Origin of the sequence: Myroides sp. WP-1 (assembly GCF_014145635.1) — a bacterium.
Lineage (GTDB): Bacteria > Bacteroidota > Bacteroidia > Flavobacteriales > Flavobacteriaceae > Flavobacterium.
This window is the reverse complement of record NZ_JACHTC010000007.1, coordinates 16,169-32,191: the sequence shown is the minus strand read 5'-3', so window position 1 is coordinate 32,191 and position 16,023 is coordinate 16,169. Positions and strand designations below refer to the sequence as shown.

Genomic DNA, 16,023 nt, shown 5'->3' with positions numbered 1-16,023 from the left:
AGTTTTTATAACTGCTATTCAAAATATTTTACAGAAATTTGCTCTAGAATAATTCAAGTAAGCGGATGTATAAAACAAGTACAACATTCTGCTACTTCAAAAAAAATAAAACCATGATTTTCAATGTTACTTCTTTGATGATGGCCTTAATGATGAACACGATGTGTCCACTCTTTTACTATGGCCGAAAGTCAATGAATTAACCTGATATAAAGTAGGATAAATTAGTTGAAGTCTCATCGGTCAAACGGTGGGGCTTTTTTTTATGTCTTTTTTCAACCAAAATCTAAATCACAATGAGCAATTTTAATTTTTCAACACAAGCGTTACACGCAGGTCATCAAGTAGGACAAACATCAGGATCAAGAGCGGTTCCCATTTATCAAACCTCTTCTTATGTTTTTGAAAATGCCGACCATGCAGCTGGAGCTTTTAATCTATCTGTACCTGCCTACATCTATACGCGATTAAACAACCCTACGAATGATATTTTAGAACAGCGATTGGCCGCTTTAGAAGGTGGAATTGGCGCGGTTGTTACAGCTTCTGGCGCGTCAGCTATTAGCACTACTTTGTTAACCCTATTAAAAGCAGGTGATCATATCGTTGCGTCGAACAGTTTATACGGTGGTACCTATAACTTACTCAATGTAACCCTTCCGCGATTGGGCATCCACACCACTTTTGTCGATCCTTCAGACCTTGCTAATTTCAAGAAGAACATTCAACAAAACACCAAGGCTATTTTTGTCGAAAGCTTAGGGAATCCAAAGCTCGATGTTTTAGATTTAAAGGGGATTGCTCAAATTGCCAAAGCTCACCACTTGCCCTTTATCGTCGATAATACGGTTCCTTCTCCTGCTCTCCTTCAACCGATTGAACATGGTGCGGATATAGTAATTCATTCCTTAACCAAATACATTTCGGGCAATGGTACGGCTTTAGGTGGCGCAATTATTGACGCAGGAACATTCGATTGGAGCAGTGGTAAATTTCCAGAATTTACTGAACCTGCAGCGGGTTATCATGGGTTAATCTACCACGAGGCATTGGGACGTGCGGCCTTCATCGCCAAAATTCGATTAGAGGGATTACGCGATTTAGGCGCTGCTTTAAGTCCGTTTAATGCCTTTCAGATTATCCAAGGATTAGAGACTTTACCTATTCGTTTACAAAAACACAGTGAAAATGCATTAGCTCTTGCACAGTGGCTTGAGAAACAAGAATCAGTGGCTTGGGTAAACTATCCCGGATTGCCTTCAAGTCCTTATCATACACTTGCGAAAACCTATTTGCCTCACGGACAAAGTGGAGTTGTCACTTTCGGATTAAAAAAGGGCTTCGAAGCAGCTAAGAAAGTAGCAGATGATACTCAACTTTTTTCGTTAGTTGCCAATATTGGCGATACAAAATCGCTGATTATCCACCCTGCCTCAACCACGCATCAACAGTTGACAATCGATGAGCAAAAAGCTACAGGAGTGACTCCTGATTTGGTACGTCTTTCTGTTGGTATTGAGTCTGTGGAAGATTTGAAACAAGATTTGGATCGCGTATTCAAAACGCTATAGTTCTTTCACTTTTATTTCCAGACAAACCCTAAACGAATTTCATACGATAATGCCACACTTGAACTCCTTAGAAATCACCGATTACCTTTTGCCTGATCAAACAAAACAAACCTTATACCTCAGCTATGAATTATTTGGTCAACCTCTACACCAAGCACCTGTAGTTTTGGTCAATCACGCCTTAACGGGAAACAGCACAGTAACTGGCACAAATGGTTGGTGGAGCAAAATCATAGGCGAAAAACAAGTAATTGATTTAAACAAGTATACCGTACTTGCTTTTAATATTCCAGGCAATGGGTATGACGAGGATAAAACAAATCTATACTCCAATTACAAGGCTTTTACAACTGAAGTGATTGCTGCTTTGTTTTGGAGCGGAATTGATCGTTTAGGCATTAGAACGCTATATGCAGTGATTGGCGGTAGTCTAGGAGGCAGTGTTGCGTGGGAGATGGCGCTTCAGCGTCCGAAATCAATTAATCAACTCATTCCAATTGCAACGAACTTGCAAGCTTCGGACTGGCTAATAGGGCAAGTACACGTACAAGAAACCATTCTCAACAACTCAAACCAACCTTTGGAGGATGCACGAAAACATGCGATGTTGCTTTATCGCACACCCGAATCCATTGCACAAAAATTTAATCGACAATATGAGGCAGGGTATTACGCTATTGAGAGTTGGCTCACTCATCATGGTGAGACACTGAAAAAAAGATATCCATTATTGGCCTATCGCATGATGAATCATTTATTAAAAACGATAGGACAACGACTGACAGCGGATCAATTGTTCGTTTTTAGTCAAGAAACCACAACAAATATTACCCTAATAGCCATAGATTCTGACTACATGTTTACCCAAAAAGAGCAGTTGCAAACCTATGAAAAATTAACGCAGCTTGGAGTAACCGTTCGCTATAAAGAAATACAATCCATACACGGTCATGATGCTTTTCTCATTGAGTACGAGCAATTAAACCGTCTATTACAACCTTTATTTTAAAGCCATACAACCATGAAGATATTAAAGTTTGGAGGAAAGTCACTTGCATCAGGACAAGCTTTCGACAACGTTATACAAATCGTACAAAAAAAAGCAGCTCAAGGTAAAATTACCTTAGTAGTTTCTGCAATTGGCGATACGACAGACACCCTCGAATCTATTTTAGAATTAGCTAAGAACCAAGAAGACTACCTTACGTCATTTCATGCTTTTCAAACAAGGCCTTATCACCTAGGAATAGATTTACAGGAGGAGTTTATCCTATTGCAAAAGCTATTTGAAGGAGTATCACTTTTAGAAGACTACAGCTTAAAAATCAAAGATAGTGTACTAGCACAAGGAGAACTTATAGCGAGTAAAGTAGTAACCCATCATTTAGTACAGCAAGGGATACCCGCTGTAGCTGTAGACAGTCGTCATTTTTTCGTTACTGATACCTCTTTTGGTCAGGCACAAGTACAAGAAGAAGTTTCCAAAGCCAAAACATCTTTATACTTTAAAAGTTTAGATTCTCATGCACTTGCTGTGGTGACTGGTTTTATTGGAGCAACAGACAAAGGAGAAACGACGACTTTGGGGAGAAATGGCAGCAACTATTCCGCAGCTTTACTCGCTAATTTTACTGCTTCAGATGAATTGCAAAACTACACGCATGTTGATGGCATTTACACTGCAAATCCAGATTGGGTAAAAAACGCACAAAAAATTGACGAACTCCATTTTGATGAAGCGAATGAACTCGCTAATTTTGGAGCTTCAATCTTACATGCGAAGACCATTTTACCGCTTTTACCCAACAAAATTCCCCTTCGCATTTTAAACACCTTGAATCCCGAAAACAAGGGCACCCTAATCTCTGCTAATCCGAGTAAGAAAGGTATCAAATCCCTTTCTGTACAATCAAATGTAGCTTTAATCCAATTAGAAGGACGTGGTTTATTGGGTATTGTCGGTATAGATGCTCGCATTTTTACTGTACTAGCTCATGCAGGAATCAGTATCGGTGTAATCTCACAGGGTTCATCTGAACGAGGATTGGGTTTTACCGTAGAAAGCAAAGACGCTCAATTGGCTCTTGAAGTTCTCAAAAAAGAATTTCAACCAGACTTCTACACCAAAGATGTCGATCAGATTGTTATTCATCCTGATATTGCTATCATTTCTATTATTGGACAGGATCTCACCACCTTTGACAAACCTTATGCGGCATTAGTCAAAAACAAAATTACGCCCATCCTCTTTCACAATACCGTAACAGGTAAAAATGTTAGCTTAGTCGTACGCAAAGAAGAAGCTCAAAAAGCATTGAACGTGATTCACGGGCAAATATTTGGGATAGCCAAGAAAATTAACCTTGCTGTTTTTGGTCATGGTTTGGTTGGAGGAACCTTGATTGATCAAATTTTAACTTCTGCAACAGCAATCGAAGCAAAAAAAGACATCGCACTGAACTTATTTGCTGTTGGAAATTCAAAAAAAATACTTTTATCCGATACAGGTATTTCTGGCGATTGGCGTCAACAATTAGCTCAAAAAGGAACTCCCTATTCAATAGAGGAGGTCATTGCCTTTGCCAAGCAACATCACTTAGAGAATCTCATTGCGATAGACAATACCGCTTCTAAATCATTTGTATCACATTATATTCCTTTAGTAGAGGGTGGTTTCGATTTGATTTCGTCTAATAAAATTGCGAATACTATTGCGTATTCTTTTTATCAGCAATTGCGTCAAACATTAAAAAACAATCACAAAGAATATTTATATGAAACCAATGTTGGGGCTGGGCTTCCACTAATTGATACCATTAAATTACTACATCTCTCGGGAGAGAACATCACGCGTATCAAAGGCATTTTCTCTGGTAGTTTAAGCTACATTTTCAATCGATATTCTATTACAGACCAACCATTTAGTACAATCTTACAGGAAGCTATTGACAAAGGGTATACAGAACCAGACCCTAGGGAAGATCTTTCAGGTAATGATGTTGGAAGGAAGTTGCTCATTCTTGCGCGTGAATTGGATCTACAAAATGAATTGGAAGAAATCGAAATTCAAAATCTGATTCCGCCTGCGTTGCAAAGTTTAGAAACATCCGATTTTTTAACGCAACTCCATCTGCTTGATTCGCCTTTTGACATCATAAAAAAAGCACTAAAACCAGACACCGTTTTGCGTTATGTAGGAGAACTATCTGGTGATTTACAGCAAGACAAAGGTGTTTTAGAGACTAAATTAATTGCAGTACCTCGTAATTCTGCCTTAGGACAATTACAAGGTTCAGATAGTTTATTCGAAATCTATACGGAGAGTTATGGCGAAAACCCCATTATTATTCAAGGCGCGGGTGCGGGCGCCTCTGTAACCGCTAGAGGAGTATTTGGTGATATTCTCCGTTTGGCCGATAAATAGGCTTTCTCTTTCAAAAATAGGCTATACTTCATTTATAGTTAACCAAGGAAAGAGCGTTGTTAACTCTTTCCTGGTTGTTGTTTATTCTAAATTTCAAATAAAAATGTCCTTCTAATGAAGGACATTTTTTATTTTAACCATGCTTTGACTTTCTGTTCAAATACTCCTGCATCATATCCCACTTCTATATGAGCTACTTTTCCTTGAGCATCAAAGAAAATATAAGTTGGTGTACCTTCTATTTTGTATTTTGCACTCATCAGACTCATACGTCCTTCTTTATTCCAAAGCATTATTCCTTTGTTGCCTTTTAATTCGTAATACATCTGCATAGCATCTTCTCTGTTGTCGACATAATACGTCACATAGGTCACTTTATCTTTTATTTCTTCCGCTAATTTTGACGTATGAGGAGCCGCTTCCTGACAAGCTCCACAATGCATCGTAGAGAATTCTAAGATTACGGGTTTACCTTGAAATAATTTACTAAACTCTACTGTATTTCCCTTTTGATCTAGGGCGGTAAAATCGTAAAACGAATCGCCCTCTTCTAGCGTTTTATAATTTACCAAAGCATCGAGGTAGACAACTTCTTTAGTCTGTTTATACTTTGGCTTGATTAAATTCAACAAGTGTTTCAATTGATCATCTGTAAATCTGTTCTTCACATATTGTAACATAGATCGTCCATACGCTGTATTAATATTCTTTTCAATAAAAGCATAATCAATTTGGTCTACTTGTTTGTAGATTTTAGTCATCTTACCTAAAGGCTCTACTTGGTTGTAGTAAATATATTGTATACTATCCGTTTTGCCTTGTTGCCAAAGTTCCATCGCTTCTTTTTGTATTTTGTCTCCTTCTAAACGCAGGGCTCTACTTGCCAAGTAATTTTCATAGCGCAGTTGATCGTTTTTTGAATTTACAGCACGGATATCTTGAGAAAAATTATCCATTGATCCTTCAATAACTACAGATTCATTTCCTAAAAAGAAACGAGTATTTTTCTGTCCACTCGCATCACTTATATATAAATATACAGTTGCCGGAGCTTCGATTAGTTGCAATTCGATTTCGAAATTCTCTCCTTGTTTTACTATTTCCTCTTCTTGATTTCCACTAAGTAAAAAGAGTCTTGCATCTTCTGTTAGTCCTTTTAACTTTCCCTTGATATGCAATTTTTCTTGAGCCATACTTAGCGTTGATACCGCAAATGTCAAAAATAAAAGAGTTGCTTTTTTCATTTCGTATTTATGTATTGGATTGGTTATCGTGCAATTTAACATTTTTTACACTTCTGACAAGTGCAATTTTATTTGATAAATTCAGTCCTTTATCCCTAGTAAAAATCACTACCTGACTTTCATTTGTTTTTAATAATTTTAAGGACTGTAGTCGCTTTGTTCATTTTTCTTTTCCGGAAACTTGTCTGGCGCATAAAAAATAGAACGCTATGAAAAAAAGAATTTTATTCCTCGTATTAGGGTGCAGTGTACTTTTGGCTGTATTCTCGTGCAATCAACATCAGGAGCACATGAGTGCTGACGCAGCAGTAAGTTTAGAATCTGCAGATACAAATTCCGCTTCAGCCGAAAAAATAGAAGGGCAACAAGCGGTAGAGCGCAAAATAATCAAAGAAGGAAGTATTCGCTTTGAAACTGATGCTGCTTCAGAAACGCGCAAGCAAATTACAGCAGCCTTAGCAACCTACAAAGGCTATGTTTCACAAGATCACGCTGAAACCTATGCGAGTCAATCGGTTTATACCCTTACGGTACGTGTTCCTGCAGAAAATTTTGAAAAACTTTTGTCGGATATTACCACGGCAGCTAAAAAAGTAGAGAACCAAGACATTCGCGCATTAGATGTTACAGAAGAATTCATTGATGTAGAATCGCGTATTCACACCAAAAAAGAGTTGGAAAATCGATACAAAGCCTTGTTGAGCAAAGCGAATAAAGTAGAAGAAATCTTATCCATTGAAAAAGAAATTGAAGCACTTCGCTCCGATATAGAGTCCTATGAAGGGCGATTGAATTACTTAAAAAACAGCGTGGCTTATAGTACACTTACTGTAGTATTCTACGAAAAACAAACGAGTACATCAACTTTCGGTTACGAATTTTCGACTGCGTTTAAGGAAGGATGGAGCAATCTCGTTTCTTTTACTCTAGGGTTATTTTATATTTGGCCTTTTATCCTAATCACGATCGGGGTTCTATACCTTGTTAGACGTCGTATAAAACGTCGAAAAAACAAATAAACAGAACTTACTGCCTAGCTAAAAAAACAAGGTCACGATACAAGCATCCGGTATCTACAAAGTAACAACCACTTACTCTGCGTAATCTTATGGAGAGGAAAGTTGAAGTGCAGGTCGTTCTATTGGCTATCGTCTAAAAATGTAGTTTATAGCTCGTTTGGGTTTAATAGACAAAATAACGGCAATTTAAGCATACTTTCACGTGCAAAAATTGCACATCTATAAATATTACTTATTTTTGTTGTCACAACTGATAAACTTAAGAATATTATGAAACCAGATTTATTTCAGGCGCCAGATTACTATCTTTTAGATGATTTGCTTACAGAAGAGCACAAATTAATTCGCGATGCAGCGAGAGCATGGGTAAAAAAAGAAGTATCTCCAATTATTGAAGAATATGCTCAAAAAGCAGAATTCCCAAAACAAATCATCAAAGGTTTAGGTGAAATTGGAGGATTTGGTCCTTATATTCCAACAGAATACGGAGGAGCAGGATTAGACCAAATTTCGTATGGTTTAATTATGCAAGAAATTGAAAGAGGTGATTCAGGTGTACGTTCAACATCATCTGTTCAGTCTTCATTAGTAATGTATCCGATTTGGAAATACGGTAACGAAGAACAACGCAATAAATACTTACCAAAATTAGCAACTGGAGAAATGATCGGTTGTTTTGGTTTAACTGAGCCTGACCATGGTTCAAATCCTGGAGGGATGATCACCAACTTTAAAGATATGGGAGATCACTACCTATTAAACGGAGCTAAAATGTGGATTTCAAACGCGCCATTTGCTGATATTGCAGTTGTTTGGGCGAAAAACGAAGAAGGTAGAATTCACGGATTAATCGTAGAAAGAGGAATGGAAGGTTTCTCTACACCAGAAACACACAACAAATGGTCATTAAGAGCTTCTGCAACAGGAGAGCTTATTTTTGATAACGTAAAAGTTCCTAAAGCAAACTTATTACCTAACAAATCAGGATTAGGAGCACCTCTAGGATGTTTAGATTCTGCACGTTACGGAATTGCTTGGGGAGCTATTGGAGCGGCAATGGATTGTTATGACACTGCATTGCGTTACTCTAAAGAGCGTATTCAATTTGACAAGCCAATTGGAGCTACTCAATTACAACAGAAAAAATTAGCTGAGATGATTACGGAAATCACGAAAGCACAATTATTAACTTGGCGTTTAGGTGTTTTGAGAAACGAAGGAAGAGCTACATCTGCTCAGATTTCTATGGCAAAACGCAACAACGTGGCAATGGCTTTAGAAATTGCACGTGATGCACGTCAAATGTTAGGAGGTATGGGGATCACAGGTGAGTATTCAATTATGCGCCACATGATGAACCTTGAATCAGTTGTAACATACGAAGGAACACACGACATTCACTTGTTAATTACAGGTATGGATGTTACAGGATTCCCTGCATTCAAGTAGTCTAGCTTATAACAAAATAGATAAACTTTATATAAAGAGCTTCTCCTTACGGAGAAGCTTTTTTATTTTTGTATAAATCTTTTACTCATTATGAACATTCAAACCGTAAATCAGCTTATAACTCCAGAGCGTCACGCTTTATTAGAGCATCCATTATATCAAAAAATCACAACAATTACCCATCTCCAAAAATTCATGGAAGGCCATGTATATGCTGTATGGGATTTTATGTCTTTACTCAAAGCGCTACAACAAAAACTAACCTGTACTACCACTCCTTGGTTTGCTTCTCCTTATCCTCAGACGCGTTATTTAATTAACGAAATTGTCTTAGCAGAGGAGTCCGATCTAGCCATGGATGGACAGCGTTTGAGTCACTTCGAAATGTATATAGACGCGATGCAAGGTGCACAAGCTGATACACAAACAATTGCTGATTTTCTACAGCAACTTCAAGAGGGAAAAACCATAGATCAAGCTATTGATCAACTAGCTGTTGATCAAGATATCAAAGACTTTTTAACTTTTACATTTGACATTATTGCACAAGGAAAACCACATGAAATTGCCGCTGCATTCACTTTTGGACGCGAGGATTTAATTCCTGAGATGTTTACAGAAATCTTAAAAGGGTTTCAACTTAACTTTCCAGAAACAGACTTGTCAAAATTAATTTATTACTTTGAACGACACATCGAATTAGATGGAGATGAGCACGGCCCAATGGCCATGCAAATGATTGTTGAACTATGTGGTTCTGACGAGCAAAAATGGCAAGATGTCATTCGCGTATCTAAAGAAGCCTTGGTGAAACGATATGGCTTATGGAATGCTATTTCGCGTGCTATCGAATCAAATTAATTCATTCATATATAAAAACACAAAGCTATGAATCCATTACAAGGAAAAAATGCCATTATTACAGGCGGAGGAAGAGGATTGGGAAAAGCTACAGCTATTGCTTTTGCTAAAGAAGGTATTAACGTAGCCATCACAGGTCGAAACGAAGAGCGTTTGAAACAAACGGTTACAGAATTAACGGCTTTAGGTGTCAAGGCAACGTATGCAGTATTTGATGTAGTAGATAAACCCGCAGTTCACACCGAGATTGCAAAAGTAATTGAGTTTTTAGGTGGAATTGATATTTTAGTAAACAATGCAGGAATTTCAGAATTTGGAAAATTTGTAGATATGCCTGCAGATCGTTGGGAAGAAATCTTACTGACAAATGTGATGGGCGTATACAATGTAACCCGTGAAGTACTACCTCATCTAATTGCTAAAAATGAAGGAGATATTTTCAACGTTGCTTCTACTGCTGGTTTAAATGGAAATCCTACAACATCAGCTTATTCAGCATCAAAATTTGCTGTTATTGGGCTATCAGAATCTTTAATGAAAGAAGTGCGAAAAAACAACATTCGCGTGTGTACACTAACACCTAGTACGATAGCATCAGACATGTCTATTGAATTGGGGTTAACGGATGGCAATCCAGATCACATCTTACAACCCGAAGATTTTGCAGAACTACTTGTAGCAACGCTAAAATTACCGAGAAGAGCCCTTTTAAAAACAGCCTCTTTATGGACGACAAATCCAGTATAACTACTAAAAAAAGCTACCACTAGAAGGTAGCTTTTTTTTATCTATTTTTTTTTATCCCCTCGAATTAGAATTGACAATATGTTAGTACATTTGTGCTAGTTTTTATATGATATAAATCTATGGTTCGCAAACTTATACGCTTTATTTTTAAGCTTGTGTTGTGGTTCTTTGCATTGAGCATTCTTTCCGTTATCTTTTTTCGCTTTGTTCCAATTCCTTACACACCTTTGATGTTTATTCGATTATATGAACAAAAGAAAGAAGGAAAATCATTTAAATTAGAGCACGATTGGGTTTCTATAGACAAGATTAGTCCGAACTTACAAAAGGCGGTGATTGTCAGTGAAGACGGTCACTTTTTGAGTCACAACGGGTTCGACTTTAAAGCGATTGAAAAGGCGATGAAAAACAACGAAAAAGGCAAGCGTATCAAAGGAGGAAGTACAATTTCTCAACAGACAGCCAAGAATGTTTTTCTATGGCCCGGTCGAAGTTACATTCGCAAGGGATTTGAAGCTTATTTCACGGTACTGATTGAATTACTTTGGTCTAAAGAACGCATCTTGGAGGTTTATCTCAACAGCATTGAGATGGGAGATGGTGTTTATGGTGCAGAAGCGGCGGCTCAACATTGGTACAAGAAGAGTGCGGCTAAACTCAGCGTACAAGAAGCAGCGGGATTAGCAGTTATATTACCAAGTCCGAGACGTTATAATCCCGTACAATCAGGTCCTTATGTAAGCAAGCGAAAGCAAACTATTGCCAGATACATCAGAGGGCATGGTCCATTAGACTTCAAGGCGAAAAAGAAATAAACCTTTACATTTTATACATTTTATTTCCTATTAAGCTATATTTTTCATAACTTTAATCAAACTTAAATATTTTTGTTATGAAAAAAATTGTATTATCATTAGCTATTGGTGGATTGTTATTTGCTACATCTTGTAAAGAAAATAAATCAGAACCTACAGAAACTGATACCCTTCCGGCAACTGAATTAACAGAAGCAAAATCAGAAGCTGAGGTAAAATTTGATGAGGCGAAACAAGCACTTGAAGAGGCTGTAAAAAGTGGAGACAAAGCAGCAGAAGAAGCGGCTAGAAAAACGCTAGACGAGGCCCAAAAAGCGTGGGACGCTACAAAAGCTAAAACAGAAGAGGTGGTGAACCAGATGGGTGAAAAAGCAGAAGAATTAAAAGATGACGCTGCAAAATCACTTGATGAAGCAAAAGGGAAAGTAAATGACCTTAAAGAAGATGCGAAAGCAACTAAAGAAAATGTAAATGACGCTGCAAAAGAAGCACAAAAAGGCTTAGAAAATGCAGCAGATAAATTGAAAAAATAAACCGAAGAAGGATCTGGAAACAGGTCCTTTTTTTTATACTTTTCCATTACAAAATTCGAACTTTTTCTAGTTACAAATCAATTTTATCATTAATTTATAACCTGAATTTAGGGTATTTTCCTCCTTTTTCGTATCTTGTAAGGAACTAAAAATCAAATACTATGAAAACAAACATTGGTCTAAAAGACGAAGTAAGACAAAAAATAACAGACATCCTCGCTCGATTATTAGCAGATGAATTTGTGCTCTATACTAAAACTAGAAAAGCGCATTATAACGTTGAGGGTATTGACTTTCACTCTATGCACTTATTCTTTCAAACACAATACGAAGCGATCATTGTAGATGTAGACGCCATTGCAGAGCGAATTCGTCACTTAGGACATTATGCACCTAGTAGCTTAAAAGAATACCTTGCATTAACTCAGCTATCCGAATCAAGAGATAATGCCGGAAACGACAGTGCTTCTTGGATTAAAGATCTATGTAAGGATCACGAAGCGATTATTATTTTCTTGAGAGAGAATATTGATCCTATTAATGATCTGCACGATCAAGGGACTGCAGATTTCTTAACAGGATTGCTAGAAAAACACGAAGAAGCAGCATGGATGCTACGCGCTCATATAAAGTAATTTTCGATTCAATACTTATTCTAGAGGTTTGTCTTTAAAAGGCAAACCTTTTTTTGTTATTTTTACGGTCAACCCAGAACAAAACAAAAAATGAAACGATTGATTATGCTTGGAGCTGTGATTTTATTACAGCTTGCATGCACTGCACCCAAAACAGAAAAAGACAAAGCCCTTATATTTCAAAAGAGTTTGAATAAAGAATTCTCCAACAAGGAGACTTCACCCCTTGTACCTGATGCTTTAAAAAATTTCAAAGGACTTGATTTCTTTCCTGTGAATGAGCGTTTTATCATAGAAGCCACCTTCAATCGTACCCCAGACGAATTACCCTTTGAAATGCCTACAACAACAGAACGCAAACCGATTTACGTGAAGTATGGTGAAGCTACTTTTAGTTTGAATGGTAAACAACAAACCTTAGCTCTTTTTCAAGACATTAATCTTCGCAATCAAAAAGAATACGAAAAACACCTGTTCCTGCCTTTTACAGATCTAACTTCCGGAGTTAGTACCTATGGAGGTGGACGATACATTGACTTAGAAATACCTGAAGGAGAAGTAATTATATTAAATTTCAATCTCGCTTATAATCCGTATTGCGTGTATAACCCAAAATTTTCATGCCCAATTCCCCCGGAACAAAATTTCATCAATGCAGAAATTAATGCAGGAATTAAAGACTACAAATATGAAGCAGTAAAGTAGCAAGAAACGGATTGTACAATGAGTGCAATGATTCTACTTTTGGTTTTTAAAATCTAACAATATGAAACTAAAAGGCAAGATTGCACTTGTAACAGGAGGCACAAGTGGTATAGGAAAAGCAACAGCACAATTATTAAGTGAACAAGGCGCTCAGGTAATTATTACAGGTAGAAACCAAGAAACCGTAGATTTAACTGTTGCTGAAATCGGATACAACACCATTGGTTTAGTATCTGATGCGGGATCTATGAATGATTTATTAAATTTAAATCATTTGCTTCGTCAATATGTAACTCAGTTAGACATCGTATTTGTCAATGCTGGTTTTGGAAAATATGCTCCTTTAGAGCAAATTGATGAAGCTCATTATAATGAAATGTTTGATGTACTGGTTAAAGGAACGTTATTCACCGTACAACAAGTGGTTCCTCTTTTACAAACTGACAGTTCGATTATTCTCAACACTTCAATTGTAACTGAAATTGGGATGGCAAATTCGAGTGTATACTCAGCAGCCAAGGCGGCAGTACAATCCTTTACAAAAACTTTTGCAGCTGAACTTATCCCCAAAGGAATTCGTGTAAACGCCGTTTCACCAGGTCCTATCACGACGAATTATTTCGATCGTTCTAACCTCTCTGCAGAGCAAGTGGCCCAATTCACAAGTTCCTTTGCTCCTCAAGTTCCCATGCAACGTTTTGGAACAGCAAAAGAAGTTGCTCAAGTTGTGCTTTTTTTAGCTTCTTCCGATTCTTCCTTTATCGTTGGAACAGAAGTTAGCGTGGATGGTGGTTTCCCAAAGATAAAAACTACATAATACTATAAAAAAAACTCAATCTTTCGATTGAGTTTTTTTTATAGTTATAGCAACCATTATTTTAATTTCTTTACTCCCATATTATACAAAGTAAAAGCTTGTAAGTCTACGTGCTCTTGAATTTGTTGGGCAATTGATTTACCAGCACCATGTCCAGCATTTGTTTCAATGCGGATTAACATTGGATTCTTTCCGTTGTTTTTTGCTTGTAATTCAGCAGCAAATTTAAAGCTGTGTGCAGGAACAACGCGATCATCGTGATCTCCTGTTGTTACCATTGTTGCAGGATAAGCCTCTGCTTTAACGTTATGTAAAGGAGAGTATCCTTTTAAGTATTCAAACATTTCTTTGCTATCTTCTGCTGTACCGTAATCATACGCCCATCCAGCTCCTGCTGTGAACGTATGGTAACGCAACATATCCAAAACTCCTACTGCTGGTAGAGCCACTTTCATTAAGTCAGGACGTTGTGTCATTGTTGCACCAACTAACAACCCTCCATTTGATCCACCTTTGATTGCCAAGAAGTCTGAAGAAGTGTATTTATTGTCAATTAAGTATTGAGCAGCTGCGATGAAATCGTCAAACACATTTTGTTTTTGCATTTTTGTTCCTGCAACATGCCATGCTTTTCCATATTCACCACCCCCTCTAAGGTTTGGCACTGCATACACTCCACCATTTTCTAACCAAATTGCGTTAGCAATGCTAAATGAAGGTGTTAGGCTTACATTGAATCCACCATAAGCATATAACATCGTTGGATTTTTACCGTTTAATTCAATTCCTTTTTTATACGTAATGATCATCGGTACTTTTGTTCCATCTTTGGAAGTATAGAATACTTGTTTTGATTCGTACTGAGTAGCATCGAATTTTACTTTCGGTTGTTCATATACTTTAGAAACTCCATCTTTTACATCTAAAGCATAAATAGTTCCAGGTGTAATGTAGTTTGTGAAAGAATAATACAGTGTTGTATCTTCATCTTTACCACCAAATCCACTTGCCGTTCCAAGACCAGGTAATTCAATCGTTCTGATTTCTTTTCCTGTGTAATCATACTGTTTCACCATAGAAACTGCATCTTTTAAATAGCTAGCAAAAATGAATCCACCACCTTTTGTTGGAGATAATACATTTTCAGTTTCCGCGATAAAATCAGCCCAATTAGCTTGTTGTGGTTTTGTAGCATCTACTGTTACCACACGCGAATTAGGGGCTTTGAAATCAGTTACAATATACAATTTACCCGCTTTGCTATCCAACACGCCATTGCTGCTGTCAAAGTTATTTACCATCGTTACAATTGGACTATTTGCTTTAGTCAAATCTTTGATGTACAATTCATTTCCGTAAGTTGAATTAGCAGCTGTAATCACTAAATACTGATTATCTCCTGTTACATATCCACCCACATATCTTCTCTTTTGGTCTTTACCAAAAATTAGAGCATCGTCTTTTTGAGCAGTTCCTAGCTTGTGGTAAAATAGTTTGTGTTGATCCGTTTTCGCAGACAACTCACTTCCTTGTGGTTTGTCATAGCTTGAATAGTAGAATCCTTCATTTTTAAACCAAGAAACTCCACTAAATTTCACGTCTACTAAGGTATCTCCAATTACTTCTTTGGTTTCCGTATCGATAACGATCACTTTTCTCCAGTCGCTTCCCCCTTCTGAGATAGCATAAGCCGCTTTACTTCCATCTTCTGAGAAATCAATACTTCCTAAAGAAGTTGTTCCGTCGGTAGAAAATTTATTTGGATCTAAGAATACTTCTTCTTTTCCTGCTTCGTCTTTACGATATAAGATAGACTGATTTTGCAATCCGTCATTTTTGAAAAAATACGTGTATTTTCCTTCTTTGAATGGTGCACCAATTTTCTCATAATTCCATGCTTCTTCCATTTGTTTTTTCAATTGATCTCTAAATGGAATTTGAGCTAAGTAACCATGTGTTACTTCATTCTGTGCTTTTACCCAAGCTGCAGTTTCTTCGGAACGGTCATCTTCTAACCAGCGATAGGGGTCAGCTACTTCAACTTCAAAGTAAGTATCAACGACCTCACCTTTTTTCGTTTCAGGATATTGAATATCCGCCACCTGTTCCTTTGCTCCTTCATTTTTACATGAAATAATCAAAGTTGCTACAAGAAGTGTCATAAACGATTTTCTCATAATAAATAATTCTGTTTTAAAATTTA

The 16,023-nt window shown here is 37.2% G+C and carries 14 protein-coding genes; 12 read left to right on the top strand and 2 right to left on the bottom strand.

Annotated elements, in window-relative coordinates; translation table 11 throughout:
* Positions 1–296 precede the first annotated feature (296 nt).
* Genes H4K33_RS08535 through thrA form a run of 3 tightly spaced genes read left to right on the top strand, consistent with a single transcriptional unit; the run spans position 297 to position 4,995 of the window.
* Entirely contained in the window at positions 297–1,571 is a 1,275-nt protein-coding gene (locus H4K33_RS08535; RefSeq protein ID WP_182648038.1) for an O-acetylhomoserine aminocarboxypropyltransferase/cysteine synthase family protein, read from the top strand.
* 49 nt (positions 1,572–1,620) lie between these two features.
* Positions 1,621–2,580 carry an alpha/beta fold hydrolase gene (locus tag H4K33_RS16530; protein WP_255493622.1) on the top strand — a complete coding sequence of 320 codons (960 nt, stop codon included), beginning with the start codon at positions 1,621–1,623 and terminating at the stop codon, positions 2,578–2,580.
* 12 nt (positions 2,581–2,592) lie between these two features.
* A complete protein-coding gene (thrA, locus tag H4K33_RS08530; protein WP_255493621.1) occupies positions 2,593–4,995 on the top strand; it encodes a bifunctional aspartate kinase/homoserine dehydrogenase I in 2,403 nt (800 codons plus the stop codon).
* A 128-nt stretch (positions 4,996–5,123) separates the two neighbouring features.
* Here the strand turns inward: thrA and H4K33_RS08525 are convergent, their stop codons facing one another.
* Positions 5,124–6,239 carry a TlpA disulfide reductase family protein gene (locus H4K33_RS08525; protein WP_182648037.1) on the bottom strand — a complete coding sequence of 372 codons (1,116 nt, stop codon included), beginning with the start codon at positions 6,237–6,239 and terminating at the stop codon, positions 5,124–5,126.
* A 209-nt stretch (positions 6,240–6,448) separates the two neighbouring features.
* On the opposite strand from H4K33_RS08525, the gene H4K33_RS08520 reads away from it, so the two are divergent.
* The 9 genes from H4K33_RS08520 (at position 6,449) to H4K33_RS08480 (ending at position 13,820) form a co-directional block, all read left to right on the top strand.
* Positions 6,449–7,258, top strand: coding sequence for a DUF4349 domain-containing protein (locus tag H4K33_RS08520; protein WP_182648036.1), 810 nt, complete (start codon positions 6,449–6,451; stop codon positions 7,256–7,258).
* A gap of 270 nt (positions 7,259–7,528) precedes the next feature.
* Positions 7,529–8,707, top strand: coding sequence for an acyl-CoA dehydrogenase family protein (locus tag H4K33_RS08515; protein ID WP_182648035.1), 1,179 nt, complete (start codon positions 7,529–7,531; stop codon positions 8,705–8,707).
* Between the two features lie 90 nt (positions 8,708–8,797).
* Entirely contained in the window at positions 8,798–9,568 is a 771-nt protein-coding gene (locus H4K33_RS08510) for a DUF3050 domain-containing protein (RefSeq protein ID WP_182648034.1), read from the top strand.
* 27 nt (positions 9,569–9,595) lie between these two features.
* Positions 9,596–10,315 carry a 3-ketoacyl-ACP reductase gene (locus tag H4K33_RS08505; protein ID WP_182648033.1) on the top strand — a complete coding sequence of 240 codons (720 nt, stop codon included), beginning with the start codon at positions 9,596–9,598 and terminating at the stop codon, positions 10,313–10,315.
* A gap of 119 nt (positions 10,316–10,434) precedes the next feature.
* Positions 10,435–11,130 carry a monofunctional biosynthetic peptidoglycan transglycosylase gene (gene mtgA / locus H4K33_RS08500; protein ID WP_182648032.1) on the top strand — a complete coding sequence of 232 codons (696 nt, stop codon included), beginning with the start codon at positions 10,435–10,437 and terminating at the stop codon, positions 11,128–11,130.
* Positions 11,131–11,207: 77 nt separating this feature from the next.
* Positions 11,208–11,663, top strand: a complete 456-nt coding sequence (locus tag H4K33_RS08495) for a hypothetical protein (protein WP_182648031.1) — start codon at positions 11,208–11,210, stop codon at positions 11,661–11,663.
* A 161-nt stretch (positions 11,664–11,824) separates the two neighbouring features.
* The gene (locus H4K33_RS08490; protein ID WP_182648030.1) at positions 11,825–12,298 is read left to right on the top strand and encodes a Dps family protein; all 474 of its coding nucleotides are present in this window, start codon (positions 11,825–11,827) and stop codon (positions 12,296–12,298) included.
* A 90-nt stretch (positions 12,299–12,388) separates the two neighbouring features.
* Positions 12,389–13,003, top strand: coding sequence for a DUF1684 domain-containing protein (locus H4K33_RS08485; RefSeq protein ID WP_255493620.1), 615 nt, complete (start codon positions 12,389–12,391; stop codon positions 13,001–13,003).
* 61 nt (positions 13,004–13,064) lie between these two features.
* Positions 13,065–13,820, top strand: a complete 756-nt coding sequence (locus tag H4K33_RS08480) for an SDR family oxidoreductase (RefSeq protein WP_182648029.1) — start codon at positions 13,065–13,067, stop codon at positions 13,818–13,820.
* Between the two features lie 56 nt (positions 13,821–13,876).
* Here H4K33_RS08480 and H4K33_RS08475 read toward each other — a convergent pair whose 3' ends face one another.
* The gene (locus tag H4K33_RS08475) at positions 13,877–15,997 is read right to left on the bottom strand and encodes a prolyl oligopeptidase family protein (protein WP_255493619.1); all 2,121 of its coding nucleotides are present in this window, start codon (positions 15,995–15,997) and stop codon (positions 13,877–13,879) included.
* Between the last annotated feature and the right edge of the window lie 26 nt (positions 15,998–16,023).